Annotated in this window: 12 protein-coding genes; 10 read left to right on the plus strand and 2 right to left on the minus strand. The window is 69.2% G+C overall.

The window, feature by feature from the left end; genetic code table 11:
* Nucleotides 1-2: 2 nt before the first annotated feature.
* From ACFU8W_RS38550 to hflX, 5 genes are all read left to right on the plus strand, one after another.
* A complete protein-coding gene (locus tag ACFU8W_RS38550; RefSeq protein WP_345514361.1) occupies nt 3-440 on the plus strand; it encodes a hypothetical protein in 438 nt (145 codons plus the stop codon).
* Nucleotides 441-512: 72 nt separating this feature from the next.
* A complete protein-coding gene (gene dapF, locus ACFU8W_RS38555) occupies nt 513-1,385 on the plus strand; it encodes a diaminopimelate epimerase (protein WP_384047879.1) in 873 nt (290 codons plus the stop codon).
* A gap of 142 nt (nt 1,386-1,527) precedes the next feature.
* Nucleotides 1,528-3,681, plus strand: a complete 2,154-nt coding sequence (locus ACFU8W_RS38560; RefSeq protein ID WP_384047882.1) for a RelA/SpoT family protein — start codon at nt 1,528-1,530, stop codon at nt 3,679-3,681.
* A gap of 99 nt (nt 3,682-3,780) precedes the next feature.
* Nucleotides 3,781-5,235: a M1 family metallopeptidase gene (locus tag ACFU8W_RS38565; protein ID WP_384047885.1), complete on the plus strand. Its 1,455-nt coding sequence runs from the start codon at nt 3,781-3,783 to the stop codon at nt 5,233-5,235.
* A 144-nt stretch (nt 5,236-5,379) separates the two neighbouring features.
* A complete protein-coding gene (gene hflX, locus ACFU8W_RS38570) occupies nt 5,380-6,900 on the plus strand; it encodes a GTPase HflX (RefSeq protein ID WP_345514357.1) in 1,521 nt (506 codons plus the stop codon).
* 78 nt (nt 6,901-6,978) lie between these two features.
* Here hflX and ACFU8W_RS38575 read toward each other — a convergent pair whose 3' ends face one another.
* Complete coding sequence (locus ACFU8W_RS38575; protein ID WP_384047889.1) at nt 6,979-8,148, minus strand: trypsin-like serine peptidase; 1,170 nt, start codon at nt 8,146-8,148, stop codon at nt 6,979-6,981.
* Between the two features lie 254 nt (nt 8,149-8,402).
* A complete protein-coding gene (locus tag ACFU8W_RS38580) occupies nt 8,403-9,626 on the minus strand; it encodes a trypsin-like serine peptidase (RefSeq protein ID WP_384047892.1) in 1,224 nt (407 codons plus the stop codon).
* Nucleotides 9,627-9,942: 316 nt separating this feature from the next.
* On the opposite strand from ACFU8W_RS38580, the gene ACFU8W_RS38585 reads away from it, so the two are divergent.
* The 5 genes from ACFU8W_RS38585 (at nt 9,943) to ACFU8W_RS38605 (ending at nt 17,995) form a co-directional block, all read left to right on the plus strand.
* The gene (locus ACFU8W_RS38585; RefSeq protein WP_384047895.1) at nt 9,943-11,334 is read left to right on the plus strand and encodes a diaminobutyrate--2-oxoglutarate transaminase family protein; all 1,392 of its coding nucleotides are present in this window, start codon (nt 9,943-9,945) and stop codon (nt 11,332-11,334) included.
* Nucleotides 11,335-11,362: 28 nt separating this feature from the next.
* Nucleotides 11,363-13,258, plus strand: coding sequence for an IucA/IucC family protein (locus ACFU8W_RS38590; RefSeq protein ID WP_384047898.1), 1,896 nt, complete (start codon nt 11,363-11,365; stop codon nt 13,256-13,258).
* Between the two features lie 61 nt (nt 13,259-13,319).
* Nucleotides 13,320-14,054, plus strand: a complete 735-nt coding sequence (locus tag ACFU8W_RS38595; protein WP_384047901.1) for a GNAT family N-acetyltransferase — start codon at nt 13,320-13,322, stop codon at nt 14,052-14,054.
* A gap of 60 nt (nt 14,055-14,114) precedes the next feature.
* A complete protein-coding gene (locus ACFU8W_RS38600) occupies nt 14,115-15,974 on the plus strand; it encodes an IucA/IucC family protein (RefSeq protein ID WP_384047904.1) in 1,860 nt (619 codons plus the stop codon).
* Nucleotides 15,975-16,024: 50 nt separating this feature from the next.
* A complete protein-coding gene (locus tag ACFU8W_RS38605) occupies nt 16,025-17,995 on the plus strand; it encodes an ATP-dependent DNA helicase (protein WP_384047906.1) in 1,971 nt (656 codons plus the stop codon).
* Nucleotides 17,996-18,069 lie beyond the last annotated feature (74 nt).

Raw genomic sequence — 18,069 nt, forward strand, 5'->3', positions numbered from 1 at the left:
CGATGGAGGCCGGCCCTCGCGACACAGAACAAGACGCACCGAACGCGCAGCACGAGGCGGGACGTCTGAGCCCTGACGGGCCCGACGAGCCCCAGGTGACCCCCGAGGTCGAGGTCGAGCTGCGGCCCGCGCGCCGTCTGAGGATCTGGCAGCTCGCCCCGATCGTCATGCTTGCCGCGGTCGGTTCGCTGATGTTCGCCTTCCCGCTCGCCTTCGAGTTCGGCGACGGGGGCGCGGTCGTCGCCATGCTCGGTCTGCTGATCAGCTGCTGCGCGGCGGGCTGGGGGATGATGGCCGCCCGCCGTGTCGGCCACACCTGGCCGGGCCTGCCGCCCCGGGGCTCGGGGGAGCGCCCCGACTGGCGCGTGATCGCCCTGTACGTGGCCGTGTCCGGCGCACTGGTCGCACTGGCCATCTGGCGCGTGGCGCGACTGCGCTGAGTCCGGGCTTGCGCCCGTCCACCGTTCGGACCGGCTTCGTCCGCTGTCGGCGCGGCCTCGTACAGTTGCCCTGTGAGCACCTCGCAGATCGCCTTCCTCAAGGGTCATGGCACCGAGAACGACTTCGTGATCGTTCCCGACCCGGACAACGCCGTCGACCTGCCCGCATCCGTCGTCGCCCGGCTCTGCGACCGGCGGGCCGGTATCGGCGGCGACGGGCTGCTGCACGTCGTCCGGTCCGCCGCACACCCCGAGGCGTGGACCATGGCGGCCGACGCCGAGTGGTTCATGGACTACCGCAATGCCGACGGCTCGATCGCCGAGATGTGCGGCAACGGAGTGCGGGTCTTCGCCCACTATCTGCAGCGCGCCGGCCTGGTCGAGGAGGGCGACCTCGCGGTCGCGACCCGCGGCGGCGTGAAGAAGGTCCACCTCGCCAAGGGCGGCGACATCACGGTCTTCATGGGGCGCGCCCTGCTCCCCGAGGACGGCGTCACGGTCACCGTGGACGGCCGCAGCTGGGACGCGCGCAACGTCAACATGGGCAACCCGCACGCGGTGGCCTTCGTCGACGACCTGGCACACGCGGGCGAGCTGCGCTCCGTACCGCCGTTCAGCCCTGCCGCCGTCTACCCCGACGGCGTCAACATCGAGTTCGTCGTGGACCGCGGACCGCGCCATGTGGCGATGCGGGTCCACGAGCGCGGTTCGGGCGAGACCCGCTCCTGTGGCACCGGCGCCTGCGCCGTGGCTGTCGCCGCCGCCCGTAGGGACGGCGCGGACCCCGCCGAGACCGGTACGCCGGTCACGTACACCGTCGATCTGCCGGGCGGCACCCTCGTGATCACCGAGCGGCCGGACGGCGAGATCGAGATGACCGGAGCCGCTGTCATCGTCGCCGAGGGCAAGATCGATCCGGCCTGGCTCGAAACGGTGACTGGCTAGAGCCTCGCTCGAATGGGTGATCCGGTTCACGCTGAGCGAGAGCCGGACTCCCCCACGTGGTGGGGTCGGTAGCATCAAGCACCGGCCCGGAGGCGCGTCCGCACCTCCCCACCGCCGGTCGACGTTTGCCGGAGGTGCCCCCATGAGCGCAGAGGCCACCAACCCAGGTGCTCCCATCCGCAGACGAGGCCGCCCCCGCATCGATCTCCGCAGGCTCGGCCGCGTCGCCGTGCTCGGACCGGTCTCCCGTGACCGGCTGCCCGACGCGATCGGCCACGTCGCCGAGGCCCACCGGGCCCACTACCCGGACGCCGATCTCAGCATCCTCCACAAGGCCTACGTCCTGGCAGAGTCCTCCCACCGGGGGCAGATGCGCAAGAGCGGCGAGCCCTACATCACGCACCCGCTCGCGGTCACGCTGATCCTTGCCGAACTCGGGGCCGAGACCACGACACTGACCGCTTCGCTGCTCCACGACACGGTCGAGGACACCGAGGTGACCCTCGATCAGGTGCGGGAACAGTTCGGCGACGAGGTCTGCTACCTCGTCGACGGCGTCACCAAACTGGAGAAGGTCGACTACGGGGCGGCGGCCGAACCCGAGACGTTCCGCAAGATGCTGGTCGCCACCGGGGACGACGTCCGGGTCATGTCGATCAAGCTTGCCGACCGGCTGCACAACATGCGCACCCTCGGGGTGATGCGCCCGGAAAAACAGGCGAGGATCGCCAGGGTCACCCGCGACGTGCTGATCCCGCTCGCCGAACGGCTCGGGGTGCAGGCACTCAAGACCGAGCTGGAGGATCTTGTCTTCGCGATCCTCCATCCCGAGGAGTACGCACACACTCGGGCACTGATCGCCGCGGCCTCGGTACCGGAATCCGGCTCCCCGGGAGCCACCGGCGACCTCCTCTCAGCCATCGCCGAGAACGTCAGAACCGTGCTGCGGGACGCCGACATCCCCGCAGAAGTCCTCATCAGGCCCCGCCATTACGTCTCCGTGCACCGCGTCAGGATCAAACGCGGAGAGCTGCGCGGCACCGACTTCGGGCGGCTGCTCGTGCTCGTCGGCGAGGACGCCGACTGCTACGCCGTCCTCGGCGAGCTCCACACCTGCTTCACCCCCGTGATCTCCGAGTTCAAGGACTTCATCGCGGCTCCCAAATTCAACCTGTACCAGTCGCTGCACACGGCTGTCGTGGGCGCGGAGGGCGCAGTCGCGGAAGTCCTCATCCGTACCCATCGGATGCACAAGGTCGCCGAGGCGGGTGTGATCGCCCTCGGCAACCCCTACACCGCGGACGGCACCTCCGCGCTGCCGCAGGCCGAACCCGCGGACGGCGAGCGCGCCGACCCGACCCGGCCCGGCTGGCTCTCCCGGCTCCTCGCCTGGCAGCAGTCCGCCCCCGATTCGGACACCTTCTGGACCACCCTCCGCGCCGACCTCGCCGAGGACCGCGAGATCACGGTCTTCCGTACCGATGGCGGCACACTCGGACTCCCCGCCGGCGCCAGTTGCGTCGACGCCGCCTACGCGCAGTACGGCGACGAGGCCCACAGCTGTATCGGGGCCAGGGTCAACGGTCGGCTCGCCACGCTCTCCACCGTGCTCAGCGACGGGGACACCGTGCAGCTGCTGCTCGCCGAGGACGCCGCCTCCGGTCCCTCACCGGACTGGCTCGACCACGCCCGTACGGCCGCTGCGCGCATCGCCATCACCGGGTGGCTCGACGCCCACCCGGAGGGCGCCCAGGGGACGTACGGCAGCCAGCCCGCGGGCCGCAGGCCCGAGCGGCAGCCGGCGGACCCGTCGGACGCCGGAGTCAACCGGGCCGCACGCCGCGCCGCGACCGTCGTCGTGGGCATGCCCGACGCCACCGTACGGCTCGCAGGCTGCTGCACCCCCGTACCGCCCGACGACGTCACCGGATTCACCGTGCGCGGCGGCGCCGTCACGGTACACCGGCGAGAGTGTCCCGGGGTGGCCCGGATGCGGGCAGGGGGCCGGACGCCCGTCACGGTGGGCTGGGGCGACGCGGCGGAATGCCGGGTCACGCTGGTCGCCGAGTCCTTCGGCCGGCCAGGGCTGCTCGCCGATCTCACCGAGGCCATCGCGTCGGCGGATGCGGCGATCATCTCCGCCACCGTGGAACCGCCCAACGAACAACGTGTTCGGCACACCTACACCCTGCAGCTCCCGGACGCAGCCGGACTGCCCGCACTGATGCGTGCGATGCGGGACGTACCGGGGGTGTACGACGTGAACCGCGCCCAGCACCCGGCCGCCGCCGTCTGAACCAGCCGTCCGCGGCGCCCAGCTGTCCTGGCGACCTCGTTCGAGTGGCGCGGCGCGTGCCGCGCCCGTACCCGCGCGGGTCGCTGATAGCCGTAGTCCATGCCGCTCATCCCCCGCCGCCTGCGGGCCGCCCTGCTGGCCACCGCATCGGCCACCCTCGTTGCCGCCACCCTGCCCTCACCCATGCCGCTCGGCATCGGGGATTCACTCTTCCCCACCCTCGGCAACCCGGGGTACGACGTCCTCTCGTACGACATCGGATTCACCTACCACGGCAACAACCGCACACCCCTGGACGCCGTCACCACGATCGACGCGCGGACCACCGAGCCGCTGGACCGGATCAACCTCGACTTCACCCGCGGCACCGTCCGTTCCGTCGCGGTCAACGGCCTGCGCGCCGACTTCGCCGTCACGGGCGAGGACCTTGTCGTCGAGCCCCTCGGCACGCTGCCCGCCGGAGTGCCGCTCCGGATCACCGTCCGGCACACCAGCGACCCACGCGGCGACCAGGACAGTGGCGGTTGGCTGCGCACCTCCGACGGCCTGGCCATGGCCAACCAGGCCGACGCCGCGCACCGGGTCTTCCCCAGCAATGACCACCCCTCCGACAAGGCCTACTTCACCTTCCGGGTGACCGCCCCCAAGGACCTGACGGTGGTGGCCAACGGCCTGCCCGCCGGGACGGTCCGGCACGGCGCCTCGACCACCTGGACGTATCGGACCGAGCACCCCATGGCCACCGAACTGGCCCAGGTCTCCATCGGGCACTCGACCGTCCGGAAGCGGACGGGGCCGCACGGGCTGCCGGTTCGTGATGTGGTGCCGGCCGCGGACGCCGCCCGCCTGGAGCCCTGGCTCAAGAAGACGCCCGGACAGTTGGAGTGGATGGAGCGCCAGGTCGGCCGCTACCCCTTCGAGACGTACGGACTGCTGGTCGCCGACACGGAGACCGGTTTCGAGCTGGAGACCCAGACACTGACGCTCTTCGAACGGACCCTGTTCACCAACAAGGCATATCCCCAGTGGTACGTCGACTCGCTCATGGTTCATGAGCTGGCCCACCACTGGTTCGGCGACAGCGTCTCCCCGCAGGCATGGTCCGATCTCTGGCTCAGCGAGGGACATGCCAGCTGGTACGAGGCCCGCTACGCGGAGGAGCACGCCAAGAAGTCCCTGGTGAACCGGATGCGTGACGCCTACACCCAGTCCGACGGCTGGCGCGCGGTCGGAGGACCGCCGGCCCGTCCCTCCGCGCCCTCGCCGGGACAGAAGATCAGCCTCTTCCGGCCCGTGGTGTACGACGGCAGCGCGCTGGTCCTCTACGCGCTGCGACAGGAGATCGGCAAGAGCGCCTTCGGCCGGCTGGAACGCCGCTGGGTGAGGAAGCACCGGGACTCCACCGCCACCACGGCGGACTTCGTCCGGCTGGCGTCAGAGATTGCGGGACGCGACCTGACCGCATTCTTCGACGGCTGGCTGTACGGCGAGAAGACCCCGCCGATGCCCGGGCACCCGGACTGGCACAGCACGCAGCCCGCCGGACACCGGTAAACCCGGGTGACGGGGCCGTCCGGGCCGTGCCACTATCGACGGGTCGCCGCGGCGGCCGGACCGGAGATTCTCCCGAGCGGGAATCTTCCGGACAGGTCACGCGTTGTGACTGACGTAACGGACTCCCATCGACGTAAGGATCCAATGACCTCCTCTTCTTCCCTTCCCCAGGACGCGCAGAATGCGCAGAGTGCCACGGAGAACGTCACCGAGAGCCTCACCGAAAGCCTTCGGGCCCACGCCCTGATGGAAGAGGACGTCGCCTGGAGCCACGAGATCGACGGAGAGCGGGACGGCGAGCAGTTCGACCGCTCCGAGCGCGCGGCACTGCGGCGTGTGGCGGGCCTCTCCACAGAGCTTGAGGACGTCACCGAGGTCGAGTACCGACAGCTGCGCCTGGAGCGTGTGGTGCTGGTCGGCGTCTGGACCTCGGGGACCGTGCAGGACGCCGAGAACTCCCTCGCGGAGCTGGCGGCGCTGGCCGAGACGGCGGGTGCTCAGGTGCTGGAAGCCGTCTTCCAACGGCGCGACAAGCCCGACCCGGCCACCTACATCGGCTCGGGCAAGGCGCTGGAGCTGCGTGACATCGTCCTTGAATCAGGAGCCGACACCGTCGTCTGCGACGGTGAGCTCAGCCCCGGCCAGCTGATCCATCTGGAGGACGTCGTCAAGGTCAAGGTGGTCGACAGGACCGCCCTGATCCTCGACATCTTCGCCCAGCACGCCAAGTCCCGAGAGGGCAAGGCACAGGTCTCGCTGGCACAGATGCAGTACATGCTGCCGCGCCTGCGCGGTTGGGGGCAGTCGCTCTCCCGTCAGATGGGCGGCGGCGGTTCCAGCGGCGGTGGCGGCATGGCCACCCGTGGTCCCGGTGAGACCAAGATCGAAACGGACCGGCGCCGGATCCGCGAGAAGATGGCGAAGATGCGCCGGGAGATCGCGGAGATGAAGACCGGCCGCGAGATCAAGCGGCAGGAGCGCAAGCGCAACAAGGTTCCCTCGGTCGCCATCGCCGGTTACACCAACGCAGGCAAGTCGTCGCTGCTCAACCGGCTGACGGGGGCGGGCGTCCTGGTGGAGAACGCACTCTTCGCCACACTCGACCCGACCGTGCGCCGGGCCGAGACGCCGACCGGCCGGCTCTACACCCTGGCCGACACCGTCGGGTTCGTTCGGCACCTTCCGCACCACCTCGTCGAGGCGTTCCGCTCCACCATGGAGGAGGTCGGCGAGTCCGACCTGATCCTGCACGTGGTGGACGGCTCGCACCCGGTACCCGAGGAGCAGCTCGCCGCGGTGCGCGAAGTGATCCGCGAAGTGGGTGCGCTGGACGTACCCGAGGTCGTGGTGATCAACAAGGCGGATGCGACCGACCCGCTGGTCCTCCAGCGTCTGCTGCGGAACGAGAAGCACGCCATCGCCGTCTCGGCGCGGACCGGGGCCGGAATCGACGAGCTGCTCGCGCTCATCGATGCCGAACTGCCCCGGCCGTCGGTCGAGATCGAGGCACTCGTCCCGTACACGCACGGCGGACTCATCTCCCGGGCGCACGCCGACGGCGAAGTGATCTCCGAGGAACACACCTCGGAGGGCACCCTCCTCAAGGCGCGGGTGCACGAGGAACTGGCCGCGGACCTTGCGCCGTTCGTGCCCGTGGCGCACTGACAGCACGACACAGTACGGACCGAAGGCCCGCCCCCTCGTCGTGAGGGAGCGGGCCTTCGGGCGTGCACCCGACCGTGACTACCGGCCGGCGAACTTGTCGCTCATCATGGTGAAGATCTCCTGCGCGCCCCGGCCCAGGTGGGGTCCTGCGAGCCAGCCCGCAGTCGCCGGGCCGATGGAGGTGTTGGAGACCAGCGCCAGCTTGCCGCCGGAGCCCTCACTGAACCAGCCGCCACCGGAGGAACCGCCGGTCATGGTGCAGCCGATGCGATACATCGTCGGAGTGCTGGGGCTGATGGAGAGCCGGCCTGGACGGTCGATGCACTTATGCATGATCAGACCGTCGTACGGGGCGGCGGCGGGGTAGCCCCAGGCGCCCATGGCGCTGATCTGCGAGATCTCGGGGGCGTCGAAGTTGACCGGCAGGGCGTTCCCCACGGTCTCCTCAAGCGACTTGGTGCCGGATTCCGGCTTCACGTGCAGCACGGAGTAGTCGTACGGAGCGCCCTCGCCGCCTGTGGGGCCGCCATCTGCGATCCACTCACCGGAGGTCGTGACCCAGTCGGCCCAGAACGCGCCGTACGGGGCGATCTCCTCGGGCCGGGCGTTCTCCAGCGCGGCGGCGGACTTGCCTTTGTCGTTGTAGGCGGGAACGAAGACGATGTTGCGGTACCAGCCACCCTTCGAACCGGCGTGAACACAGTGTCCGGCCGTCCACACCAGGTTGGACCTGCCCGGGTTCTTCGGGTCCTTGACGACCGTGCCCGAGCAGACCATGGACCCCTCGGGGGAGTCGAAGAACACCTTGCCGACCGGGGCGGCATGTTCGTGGTACGGGAGGTCCTCGGGCTCTGCCTTGACCGGCGCGGGTTCAGGGTCCGTGACGCCCTGGTCGCCGGAGAAGTCACTGGCCGCCATCGTCTTCGCCGGGTCCTTGGCGGACTTCATCCGCTCGGGCTTCCACAGCCCGTCGATCACCGGGTTGACGAAGTCCTTTGCCTCACGCAGCCACGTGTCCTTGTCCCAGTTCTTCCACTCGCCGTTCTTCCACTTCTCCGGGTCGACGCCGTGCTTCTTGAGCGTCTCGGCCAGATCGGCGGATATGCCGCCGCCGGTGCCGTTGCCACCGGCGGATTCGGCGGCGGGCTTGTCGGCCGCCTTGTCCTCGCTCGGACCACATGCTGTGGCCGTCAACGCGAGAGCGGCGACGAGGCCGGTCGCGACGAGCAGTGGACGTATGGATCGCATGGAAAGTTTCCCCCTGAAACACTCAGAAAATGCCATGAACGTGTCATGTTGGGGGTCGGACCGATGGCCAACCCGAGATGCAGGCCCACCCTATGACGGTCCGGCGGATGCTTCCCGCCACCGAGCACCGGTGCATGAGGGGGTGCCTGGGGGCCGGGTGCCCGGCCCCCAGGCACCCCCGACGGACTGCTGTCGTGCCGAGGGTTCCCTGAACAACCGTCACCGGCAATGCTGCCGGTGGCAGTTCGTGCGCGTTACTGTCCTGCGTACTTCTTGCTGACCGCGTCGTAGACGCCCTTGGCCTCCTTGCCGAGGCGCGGCCCTGCCAGCCAGCCGGCCGTCACTGGGCCGATGGACGTGTTCGACACCAGTGCGGGCTTGCCGTCCTGGCCCGCCGCGACCCAGCCACCGCCGGAGGAGCCGCCGGTCATGGAGCACCCGATGCGGTACATCGTCGGGTCTGCCTCGGTGAGCGAGAGGCGGCCCGGCTTGTCCTTGCACTGCAGCATCTTCTGGCCGTCGTACGGCGGAGCAGCCGGGAATCCGGTTGCCGTCATGTTGTCGACCTTCGGCACGGCCGGGGCGTTGAACTCGACGGGCAGCGCCGAACCGATCGTCTCCTCAAGGGATTTCCCGGTCGATCCCTTTTCCGGGGCCACATGCAGGACCGCGAAGTCGTACGCGGCTCCCTGGCCACCGGTGGGGCCACCGTCGGCGATCCACTGGTCGGAGGTCTGCGCCCACTGCCCCCACCACACGCCGTAGGGAGCGATCTTCTCCTTGGGCGCGTTCTTCAGTTCGGTGAGCGACAGGCCGCTGTTGTTGTACGACGGCACGAAGGCGATGTTGCGGTACCAGCCGCCCTTCTTGCCCGCGTGTACACAGTGTCCGGCGGTCCACACCATGTTGGACTTTCCGGGATTGGCCGGGTCCTTCACCACGGTTGCGGAGCAGACCATGGAACCCTCGGGGCCGTCGAAGAAGAGCTTCCCCGACTCTGCGGCATTGCCGTGGTACGGCGACTGCACATTTGTGGCCCGGACCGGCACGGGCGTCGGGTCCGTCACACCCTTGTCACCCGAGATGTCGTTGTCGACCGGCTGCTCGGGCGCCTGGTCGGCATCCCGCATACGGTCCGGGTCCCAGAGTCCCTCGATGATCGGGTTGATGAAGTCCTTGGCCTCACGCAGCCACGTGTCCTTGTCCCAGTTCTTCCACTCGCCGTTCTTCCACTTGTCGAGGTCGACTCCGTGTTCCTTGAGCCGGTCCCGCAGATCATCCGGAATAGTGATCTTGTCATCCGAGGTCTGCCCGACGGAGTTGCTCGGCTCGGCATTCGCACCGTCCTCGCTCGGCCCGCAGGCAGTGGCCGTGAGTGCGAGAACAGCGGTGACCGCGGCCACAGCGAGCACGGAGGAGGGCAGGCGACGTCCGCTCCTCCCCGGACGTGCGGTGAGAACTGGTCGAATCGGTCGCATGCGGTGATCCCCCTGGGACTTCGTAACTCAGCACTTCTGTAGTGCATTTGGGCACTCTTCCGAACGCGCCTCGCACTCCGGTGATGGTGCCCGGAGTGTCGGCACGGCCCCCCACTATGCCGGTGCCGGTGGGGACGGTACGCAGCAGGTCCACGGTTCCGTCTCCGCAAGGATCTTCCGATTTACCCGTGATCCCGTGCGTCCGGCGTCGTTGGTACGTACGAGGGACTTACGGACAGAGTTCATCGCCGCAGTCCGTCCTTCCGGCAACGTACTGACGTGCAACGCAACTGTGACAGCGGGAGGACCAGAAGCCGTGGCCGTGACCGAACCAGCTCCGGTGGCACCACCCGCGGTGCACGAGGGAATCCTGCGCCGCCAGTCGCTGCGCGAATCGGCCGCTCGCACCTATGCGCGGTCACTGCCGATCGTGCCGGTGCGGGCCCGCGGGCTGACCATCGAAGGTGCGGACGGACGGCGCTATCTCGACTGTCTCTCCGGAGCCGGCACTCTGGCGCTCGGGCACAACCATCCGGTGGTTCTGGAAGCGATCAAGAAGGTCATCGACTCGGGTGCGCCCCTCCATGTCCTCGACCTCGCGACCCCGGTCAAGGACGCCTTCACCACGGAACTGTTCGCCACATTGCCACGGCAGTTCGCCGACAACGCCCGCATCCAGTTCTGTGGACCGGCCGGAACGGACGCCGTCGAGGCGGCCTTCAAACTGGTCCGTGCCGCGACCGGGCGCAGCGGACTCCTGGCCTTCACCGGCGCCTACCACGGGATGACGGAGGGAGCCCTTGCGGCCTCGGGCGGAGCCGAGGACGTCCGCGTGACCCGACTCCCCTTCCCGCTGCAGTACCGGTGCCCGTTCGGTATCGGTGGCGAACGCGGTGCCGACATCGCCGCCCGTTGGACCGAGAGCCTGCTGGACGATCCCAAGGGCGGAGTGCCCGCGCCGGCCGGCATGATCCTCGAACCGGTGCAGGGGGAGGGCGGCGTGAACCCCGCGCCCGACGGCTGGATGCGTCGGATGCGTGAGATCACCGCCTCCCGGTCCATCCCCCTGATCGCCGACGAGGTCCAGACCGGCGTCGGCCGGACCGGCGCCTTGTGGGCAGTTGAGCACAGCGGGATCACCCCTGATGTGATGGTGCTCTCGAAGGCCATCGGTGGTTCCCTCCCGCTTGCAGTGATCATTTACCGCTCCGAACTGGACACCTGGCAACCGGGCGCCCACGCGGGCACATTCCGCGGCAATCAACTGGCGATGGCCGCCGGCACGGCCACCCTCGCCTACGTGCGCGAGCATCGGCTCGCCGAGCACGCCTCGTCGCTCGGCGCCCGTATGCTCGCCCGCCTCCGCACGCTGGCCACCGACCACTCGTGCATCGGAGACGTCCGCGGACGGGGGCTGATGATCGGGGTCGAACTCGTCGACCCCGAGTCCGCCCCGCTCACGTGCGGTACCGGAGGCGCCACCGAGGCACCGCCCGATCCGGTCCTCGCCGCCGCTGTCCAGCAGGAATGCCTCCGGCGCGGCCTCATCGTCGAACTCGGCGGACGCCACTCCAGTGTTGTACGCCTACTCCCTCCGCTCACACTCACCGACGAACAGGCCACGGCGGTCGTCGACCGCCTCGCCGACGCCCTGGCAGCCGCTGAACGCCTGCCGCATCGCCGAATCACCACCGGGTCGACCCACTGACCCGGGCACCCTCACAAGAAAGACCGCCGTGAACCCCACCCCCGCGCCCGCGCCCGAGGCCGACGGCGCCCCCGTCGGCCAGCAACGAGGCCAGTCCGTGCTCGTCGGCCGAGTGGCAGTCGAGCAGACGACGGTGCCGCGCCAGATGGCATCCCTCCATGGCGAGCGGTGTACTCCGCAAGCACCCCCTGCCAGCGCAGGAACGGTCGATCCTCTCGACCACCCGGACGCGCTCCGGGCGGCAGACGCATCAGGCGTCGAGAACCTGCTGCGCTGCTGGGTCCGCGAGAACGATCTGCCCCGACCCGACGGCAACACTCTCCGCATCCCGCTTCCCGCCAGCGGCACCGACCTTCTCGTCCCCGTCCTCTATTGGTCCGCCACGGGATGGCACCGCTTCGGCCCGCCCATCCTGGAGCACGCACCCGACGAGGCCCCGACCACCGATGCTGTCACCGTCGCCGCCCTCCTGGGGCGCGAGGCGGACCGCAACGAAGGTGCCGACATGGTGGCCAGGGTTGCCGACTCCGTGCGCCGGACAGCCGGTTTCATCGCCGAGCGACGCCGCACACCCGCGCCTCCCGCCGACTCGGACCTCTTCCTCACCGCCGAGCAGTCGCTTTTGCTGGGCCACCCCCTGCACCCCAGCCCCAAGAGCCGCGAAGGCATCTCCGAGGCCGAATCCCGGCTCTACTCACCGGAGTTGCACGGCTCCTTCCCGCTGCACTGGATGGCTGTGGACCGCTCCTTGCTGGCCACAGATTCCTCCTGGACGGACGGAGGCCGCCCCGTCCCCGCCGAAGACCTCGTCGCCTCCCACGCCGACGGACTGCACCTCCCCGCCAACACGGCACCGATTCCGCTCCACCCCTGGCAGGCGCGGGAACTGGGCAGCCGTCCGGACGTCGCGGCCCTGCTCGAAGCCGGTCTTCTCCATGACCTGGGACCGCACGGCGAGCCCTGGCACCCCACCTCCTCCGTCCGTACCGTCCATCAGCCCGGCGCCGACGTCATGCTCAAGCTCTCCCTCGGCGTACGCATCACCAACTCCCGTCGTGAGAATCTCCGCAAGGAACTTCACCGGGGCGTGGAGGTCCACCGGCTGCTCCGCAGTGGACTCGCTGCGCAGTGGCACGCCGTCCACCCCGGCTTCGACATCGTTCGCGACCCGGCCTGGCTCGCCGTCGACACACCGGGTGGCGAACCCGTCCCCGGCCTCGATGTCATGCTGCGTCACAACCCCTTCGGCCCGCACGACGATGCGGTGTGCATCGCCGGGCTGACTTCCCCGCGCCCCTGGTCCGACCGGCCAGGCATGCAATCGCGCCTCGCCGACATCGTCTTCCGCCTCGCTGCCTCCACCGGCAGAACCAAGGGAGCGGTCGCCGCCGAGTGGTTCCTGCGCTACCTCGACCGGGTCGTGCGCCCCGTGCTCTGGCTCGATGCCGCGGCAGGCGTCGCCCTGGAAGCCCACCAGCAGAACACGCTGGTGCTGCTCGACGCCTCCGGCTGGCCCATCGGAGGCCGGTATCGGGACAACCAGGGCTACTATTTCCGCGAATCGCATCGCCCAGCACTTGAGCAGAGGCTCCCCGGCATCGGAACCGTCAGCGACACCTTCGTCTCCGATGCGGTCACCGACGAGCGCTTCGCCTACTACCTGGGCATCAACAACATCTTCGGCCTGATCGGAGCCTTCGGCGCCGAGCATCTCGCCGATGAACGAGTGCTCATCGCCGGCTTCCGACGATTCCTCGGCGGTGTCACCGGCCTCGGCTCCCCGCTTCCCGCGCAGCTGCTGCAGAACCCGCACCTGCGGTGCAAGGCCAACATGCTGACCCGACTGCACGGTCTCGACGAACTCGTCGGCCCCGTCGACACTCAGTCCGTCTATGTCACCATCGCCAACCCCCTGTACGCCTGAAGGAACATGACCACCGCCTGAACCACCGAACTGCCTGAACCGCTGAGAGGAGAGCGCCACCGTGCCTCCCGACGATGCGCACGCGGATGCAGGAACCGGTCCCGCCCCAGGGACGGGTACGGGCGTGGAGGACACCCTGGACCTGAAGCTCCCCGACGAGTTCCTCGCGCTGTTCGGGGAAGACACACCGGCAACAACACCGGCCACCGTCCTGTCCAGTACCTCCGACCTGCTCGACAACCCGGCCGAATGGCGCCCGGTCACCACTACTGCTGGAGTGTTCCAACTCGTCCCCGTGCGGCTGGACCGCGACCTGTCCGTGATCAGCCGTTGGATGAACGACCCCGCAGTCGCCGCCTTCTGGGAACTCGCAGGGGCCGAAGCCGTCACCGCCACCCATCTACGCCCGCAGCTCGACGGTGACGGACGCAGCGTCCCCTGCCTGGGCGTGCTCTCCGGCATTCCTATGAGCTACTGGGAGATCTATCGTGCGGACCTCGACCCATTGGCGCGCCACTATCCCGCCCGACCGCATGACACCGGAATCCACCTCCTCATCGGCGGCGTGAACAACCGCGGGCGCGGGGTAGGTACCACCCTGCTCCGGGCCGTCTCCGACCTTGTACTCGACAACCGTCCTCTCTGCGCACGCGTCGTAGCGGAACCCGACCTGCGCAACACCCCCTCCGTCTCCGCCTTCCTGAGCGCCGGCTTCCGGTTCTCCGCGGAAGTCGAACTCCCCGACAAGCGAGCCGCCCTGATGGTCCGCGACCGAGCCCACCGTGCCCAGCTGTGAACGACCTGTTGCATTACTTACACCGCTCGAAGCCCATCGGTTCCGTCCCGAGGAGTCCCCGTGCCGAACAATCCTGCGAGCCATGAACCAGCGGAGTCTCCCGCGCTGCTCAGCACTCCAGAACTGAACCGGACGGTCTGGGAACGGGCTGCCGCCCGCCTGCTCGCGAAAATGCTCGGAGAGTTCGCCTACGAGGAAATCATCGAGCCGGTTCCCGGGGTCGCCGGGAGCGACTCCTACACCCTTGCACTGGACGACGGCGAAACCCTGAACTTCTGCGCCGGCCGGGGCGTCTACGGCGGCTGGCACGTCGCCCCCGACTCGATGCGCGTGACCGACCGGAACGCACCCGCGGGTACCGGTCGGGACGAGAGCACCGGGACCATCCCGTTCGGCGACCCGCTCCAGTTCCTCGCCCGCGCCCACCGTCTTCTCGAACTCGACGGCGCCACGCTCGGCCACCTCATCCGCGAGATCACCACCACACTCGCCGCCGACGCCCGGCTGGACCACACAGCGTTCACCGCCGCCCGGCTGGCCGAACTCGACTACGCCGAGCTCGAGGGACACCAGACCGGCCATCCGTGGCTCGTCGCCAACAAGGGGCGCCTCGGATTCTCCGCCGCCGACGTCTCCCGCTTCACGCCCGAGGCCCGCAGACCGGTCAGGCTGCCGTGGATCGCCGTGAGCACCCGGATCGCCGGCTACCGAGGTGTGACCCGCCTTGCCACTCCCGAGCAGCTGTACGCGCAGGAACTCGACGCCCTGGTCCGTGCATCATTCGCAGCCGGACTCCGCGCCCGCGGCCTCGACCCGGACTCCTACCTCTTTCTTCCCGTGCACCCCTGGCAGTGGGACGAATGGATCGTTCCGCTGTTCGCCCCGGCCATCGCCGACGGCGACATCGTTCCGCTGCACACCGACGAGGACCTACGGTTGCCACAGCAGTCCATCCGTACCTTCGCCAACCTCGGACACTCCGACCGGCACACCGTCAAACTGCCGCTGTCGATCCTCAACACGCTGGTCTGGCGGGGGCTGCCGACCGAGCGGACCCTCGCTGCGCCCGCCGTCACCACCTGGGTGCAGGGACTGCGCGACCGCGACCCCTTTCTGCGTGACACCTGTGGGGTCATCCTGCTCGGAGAGGTTGCCTCCGTAACGGTCGCGCACCCGCTCTACGACCACCTCCCCGAGATCCCGTACCAGTTCAAGGAAATCCTCGGCGCGATCTGGCGAGAACCGCTCCACCCCCGGCTCGCGCCCGGTGAGCGCGCCCGCACCCTTGCGTCGCTGCTCCACACGGATCCGCAGGGCCGCGCCTTCACCGCCGAGCTCGTCGCCCGCTCGGGTCTGACCCCCTCCGTCTGGCTGACCCGGCTCTTCGCCGCACTGCTCCCGCCGCTGCTGCACTTCCTCTACCAGTACGGCACGGTCTTCTCCCCGCACGGCGAGAACGCCATCGTGGTCTTCGACGGCCAGGACGTGCCCGTACGACTGGCGATCAAGGACTTCGTCGACGATGTGAACATCAGCGCCCGGCCGCTGCCGGAGCACGCGACCATGCCGGACGACGTACGCAGCATCCTTCTCACCGAGGAGCCCGGCTTCCTCACCCAGTTCATCCACTCAGGGCTCTTCGTCGGTGTCTTCCGATTCCTGTCCAGGCTGTGCGAGGAGCAGCTGGCTGTCCCGGAGGACGAATTCTGGTCACTCGTCCGAGCCGAGATCCTGCGCCACCACGCCCGCTTTCCTGAGCTCAAGGACCGCTTCGAGATGTTCGACATGCTGACGCCGCGCATAGAACGCCTCTGCCTCAACCGCAACCGTCTGTATCGTGACGGCTACCGCGACCGGCCCGAGCGCCCCCACGCCGCCGTCCACGGCACGGTTCCCAATCCACTCCACCCCTCCGCGTGAGTCCTGGAGTGATCCCCGTTGTCAGTCGTGCACCGTAGGCTGGTCGCGCTATGACAAAGCCATCCCTCCCCGAGCTTCTGCACGCCGCCGTGACCGCCGTCGGCGGTACGGAGCGGCCTGGTCAGGCCTCCATGGCCGAGGCCGTTGCCGAGGCCGTCGACGACAATTCCCATCTGCTGGTCCAGGCCGGTACCGGCACGGGCAAGTCTCTCGGTTACCTGGTGCCCGCGCTGGCGCACGGGGAGCGCGTCGTGGTCGCCACGGCCACCCTGGCGCTGCAGCGCCAGCTCGTGGAGCGAGACCTTCCGCGTACGGTCGACGCCCTGCATCCGCTGCTGCGCCGTCGACCCCAGTTCGCGATGCTCAAGGGGCGCTCGAACTATCTCTGTCTGCACCGGCTCCACGAAGGTGTCCCGCAGGAAGAGGAAGAGGGACTCTTCGACCAGTTCGAGGCCGCGGCGCCGTCGAGCAAGCTCGGCCAGGACCTGCTGCGGCTGCGGGACTGGTCGGACGAGACCGAGACCGGAGACCGCGACGACCTCACCCCCGGCGTCTCCGACCGGGCCTGGGCGCAGGTCTCCGTCTCCTCCCGGGAGTGCCTGGGCGCCAGCAAGTGCGCGTACGGCGCGGAGTGCTTCGCGGAGATGGCCCGCGAGCGCGCCAAGCTCGCCGATGTCGTCGTCACCAACCACGCGCTCCTCGCCATCGACGCGATCGAGGGGGCCCCGGTGCTCCCGCAGCATGAAGTGCTGATCGTCGACGAGGCCCATGAGCTGGTTTCCCGGGTCACCGGAGTGGCCACCGGAGAACTCACCCCCGGGCAGGTGAACCGGGCCGTGCGTCGTGCGGCGAAGCTGGTCAACGAGAAGGCCGCCGACGCCCTGCAGACCGCGGCGGAGGGCTTCGAGCGGGTGATGGAGCTGGCGCTCCCCGGCCGTCTGGAAGAGATTCCGGAGGACCTCGGCTACGCGTTGATGGCGCTCCGCGACGCTGCTCGCACCGTGATCACGGCCCTGGGGTCCACCCGCGACAAGTCCGTCCAGGACGAGGACGCCGTCCGCAAGCAGGCAATGGCCTCCGTGGAGACGATCCACGGCGTCGCCGAGCGCATCACCCAGGGGTCCGAGTACGACGTCGTCTGGTACGAGCGCCATGACCGCTTCGGTGCGTCCGTGCGCGTCGCCCCGCTCTCCGTCTCCGGTCTCCTGCGCGAGAAGCTCTTCGCGGAACGCTCCGTCGTCCTCACCTCCGCCACGCTCAAGCTCGGCGGCGACTTCAACGGTGTGGGCGCGTCCCTGGGCCTGGCCCCCGAGGGCACCGCGGGCGACGACCTCCCGCAGTGGAAGGGGCTCGACGTCGGCTCGCCCTTCGACTACCCGAAGCAGGGCATCCTGTACGTCGCCAAGCACCTGGCCACGCCCGGCCGGGAGGGTTCGCGCACCGACATGCTGGACGAGCTCACCGAACTGGTCGAGGCCGCCGGCGGGCGCACGCTCGGGCTTTTCTCGTCCATGAGGGCAGCCCAGGCCGCCGCGGAGGAACTGCGTGGCCGACTCGACAAGCCGATCCTGCTGCAGGGTGAGGAGACGCTGGGTGAGCTGATCAAGAACTTCGCGGCCGACCCCGAGACCTGCCTCTTCGGCACACTCTCGCTCTGGCAGGGCGTCGATGTCCCGGGGGCGAGCTGCCAGTTGGTGATCATGGACCGGATCCCGTTCCCGCGTCCCGACGACCCGCTGATGAGCGCGCGCCAGAAGGCCGTCGAGGAGGCGGGGGGCAATGGGTTCATGGCTGTCGCGGCGACCCATGCCGCACTGCTGATGGCCCAGGGTGCCGGTCGTCTGGTCAGAGCCACAGGCGACAAGGGTGTGGTCGCGGTGCTCGACCCGAGGCTGGCCAATGCCCGGTACGGCAGCTATCTCCGGGCCTCGCTTCCCGACTTCTGGTACACGACGGACCGCAACCAGGCCCGCCGCTCACTCGCGGCCATCGACGCTGCCGCCAAGGCCGACGGGCGGTGATCCGTAAGCCTGCCCGTGCTCCTGCTCATCCTTGAGCGGTCGTCGGCGTCAGCTGCACGGACAGGGCCCCGGGA

This window comes from Streptomyces sp. NPDC057565 (assembly GCF_042801455.1).
Lineage (GTDB): Bacteria > Actinomycetota > Actinomycetes > Streptomycetales > Streptomycetaceae > Streptomyces > Streptomyces yanii.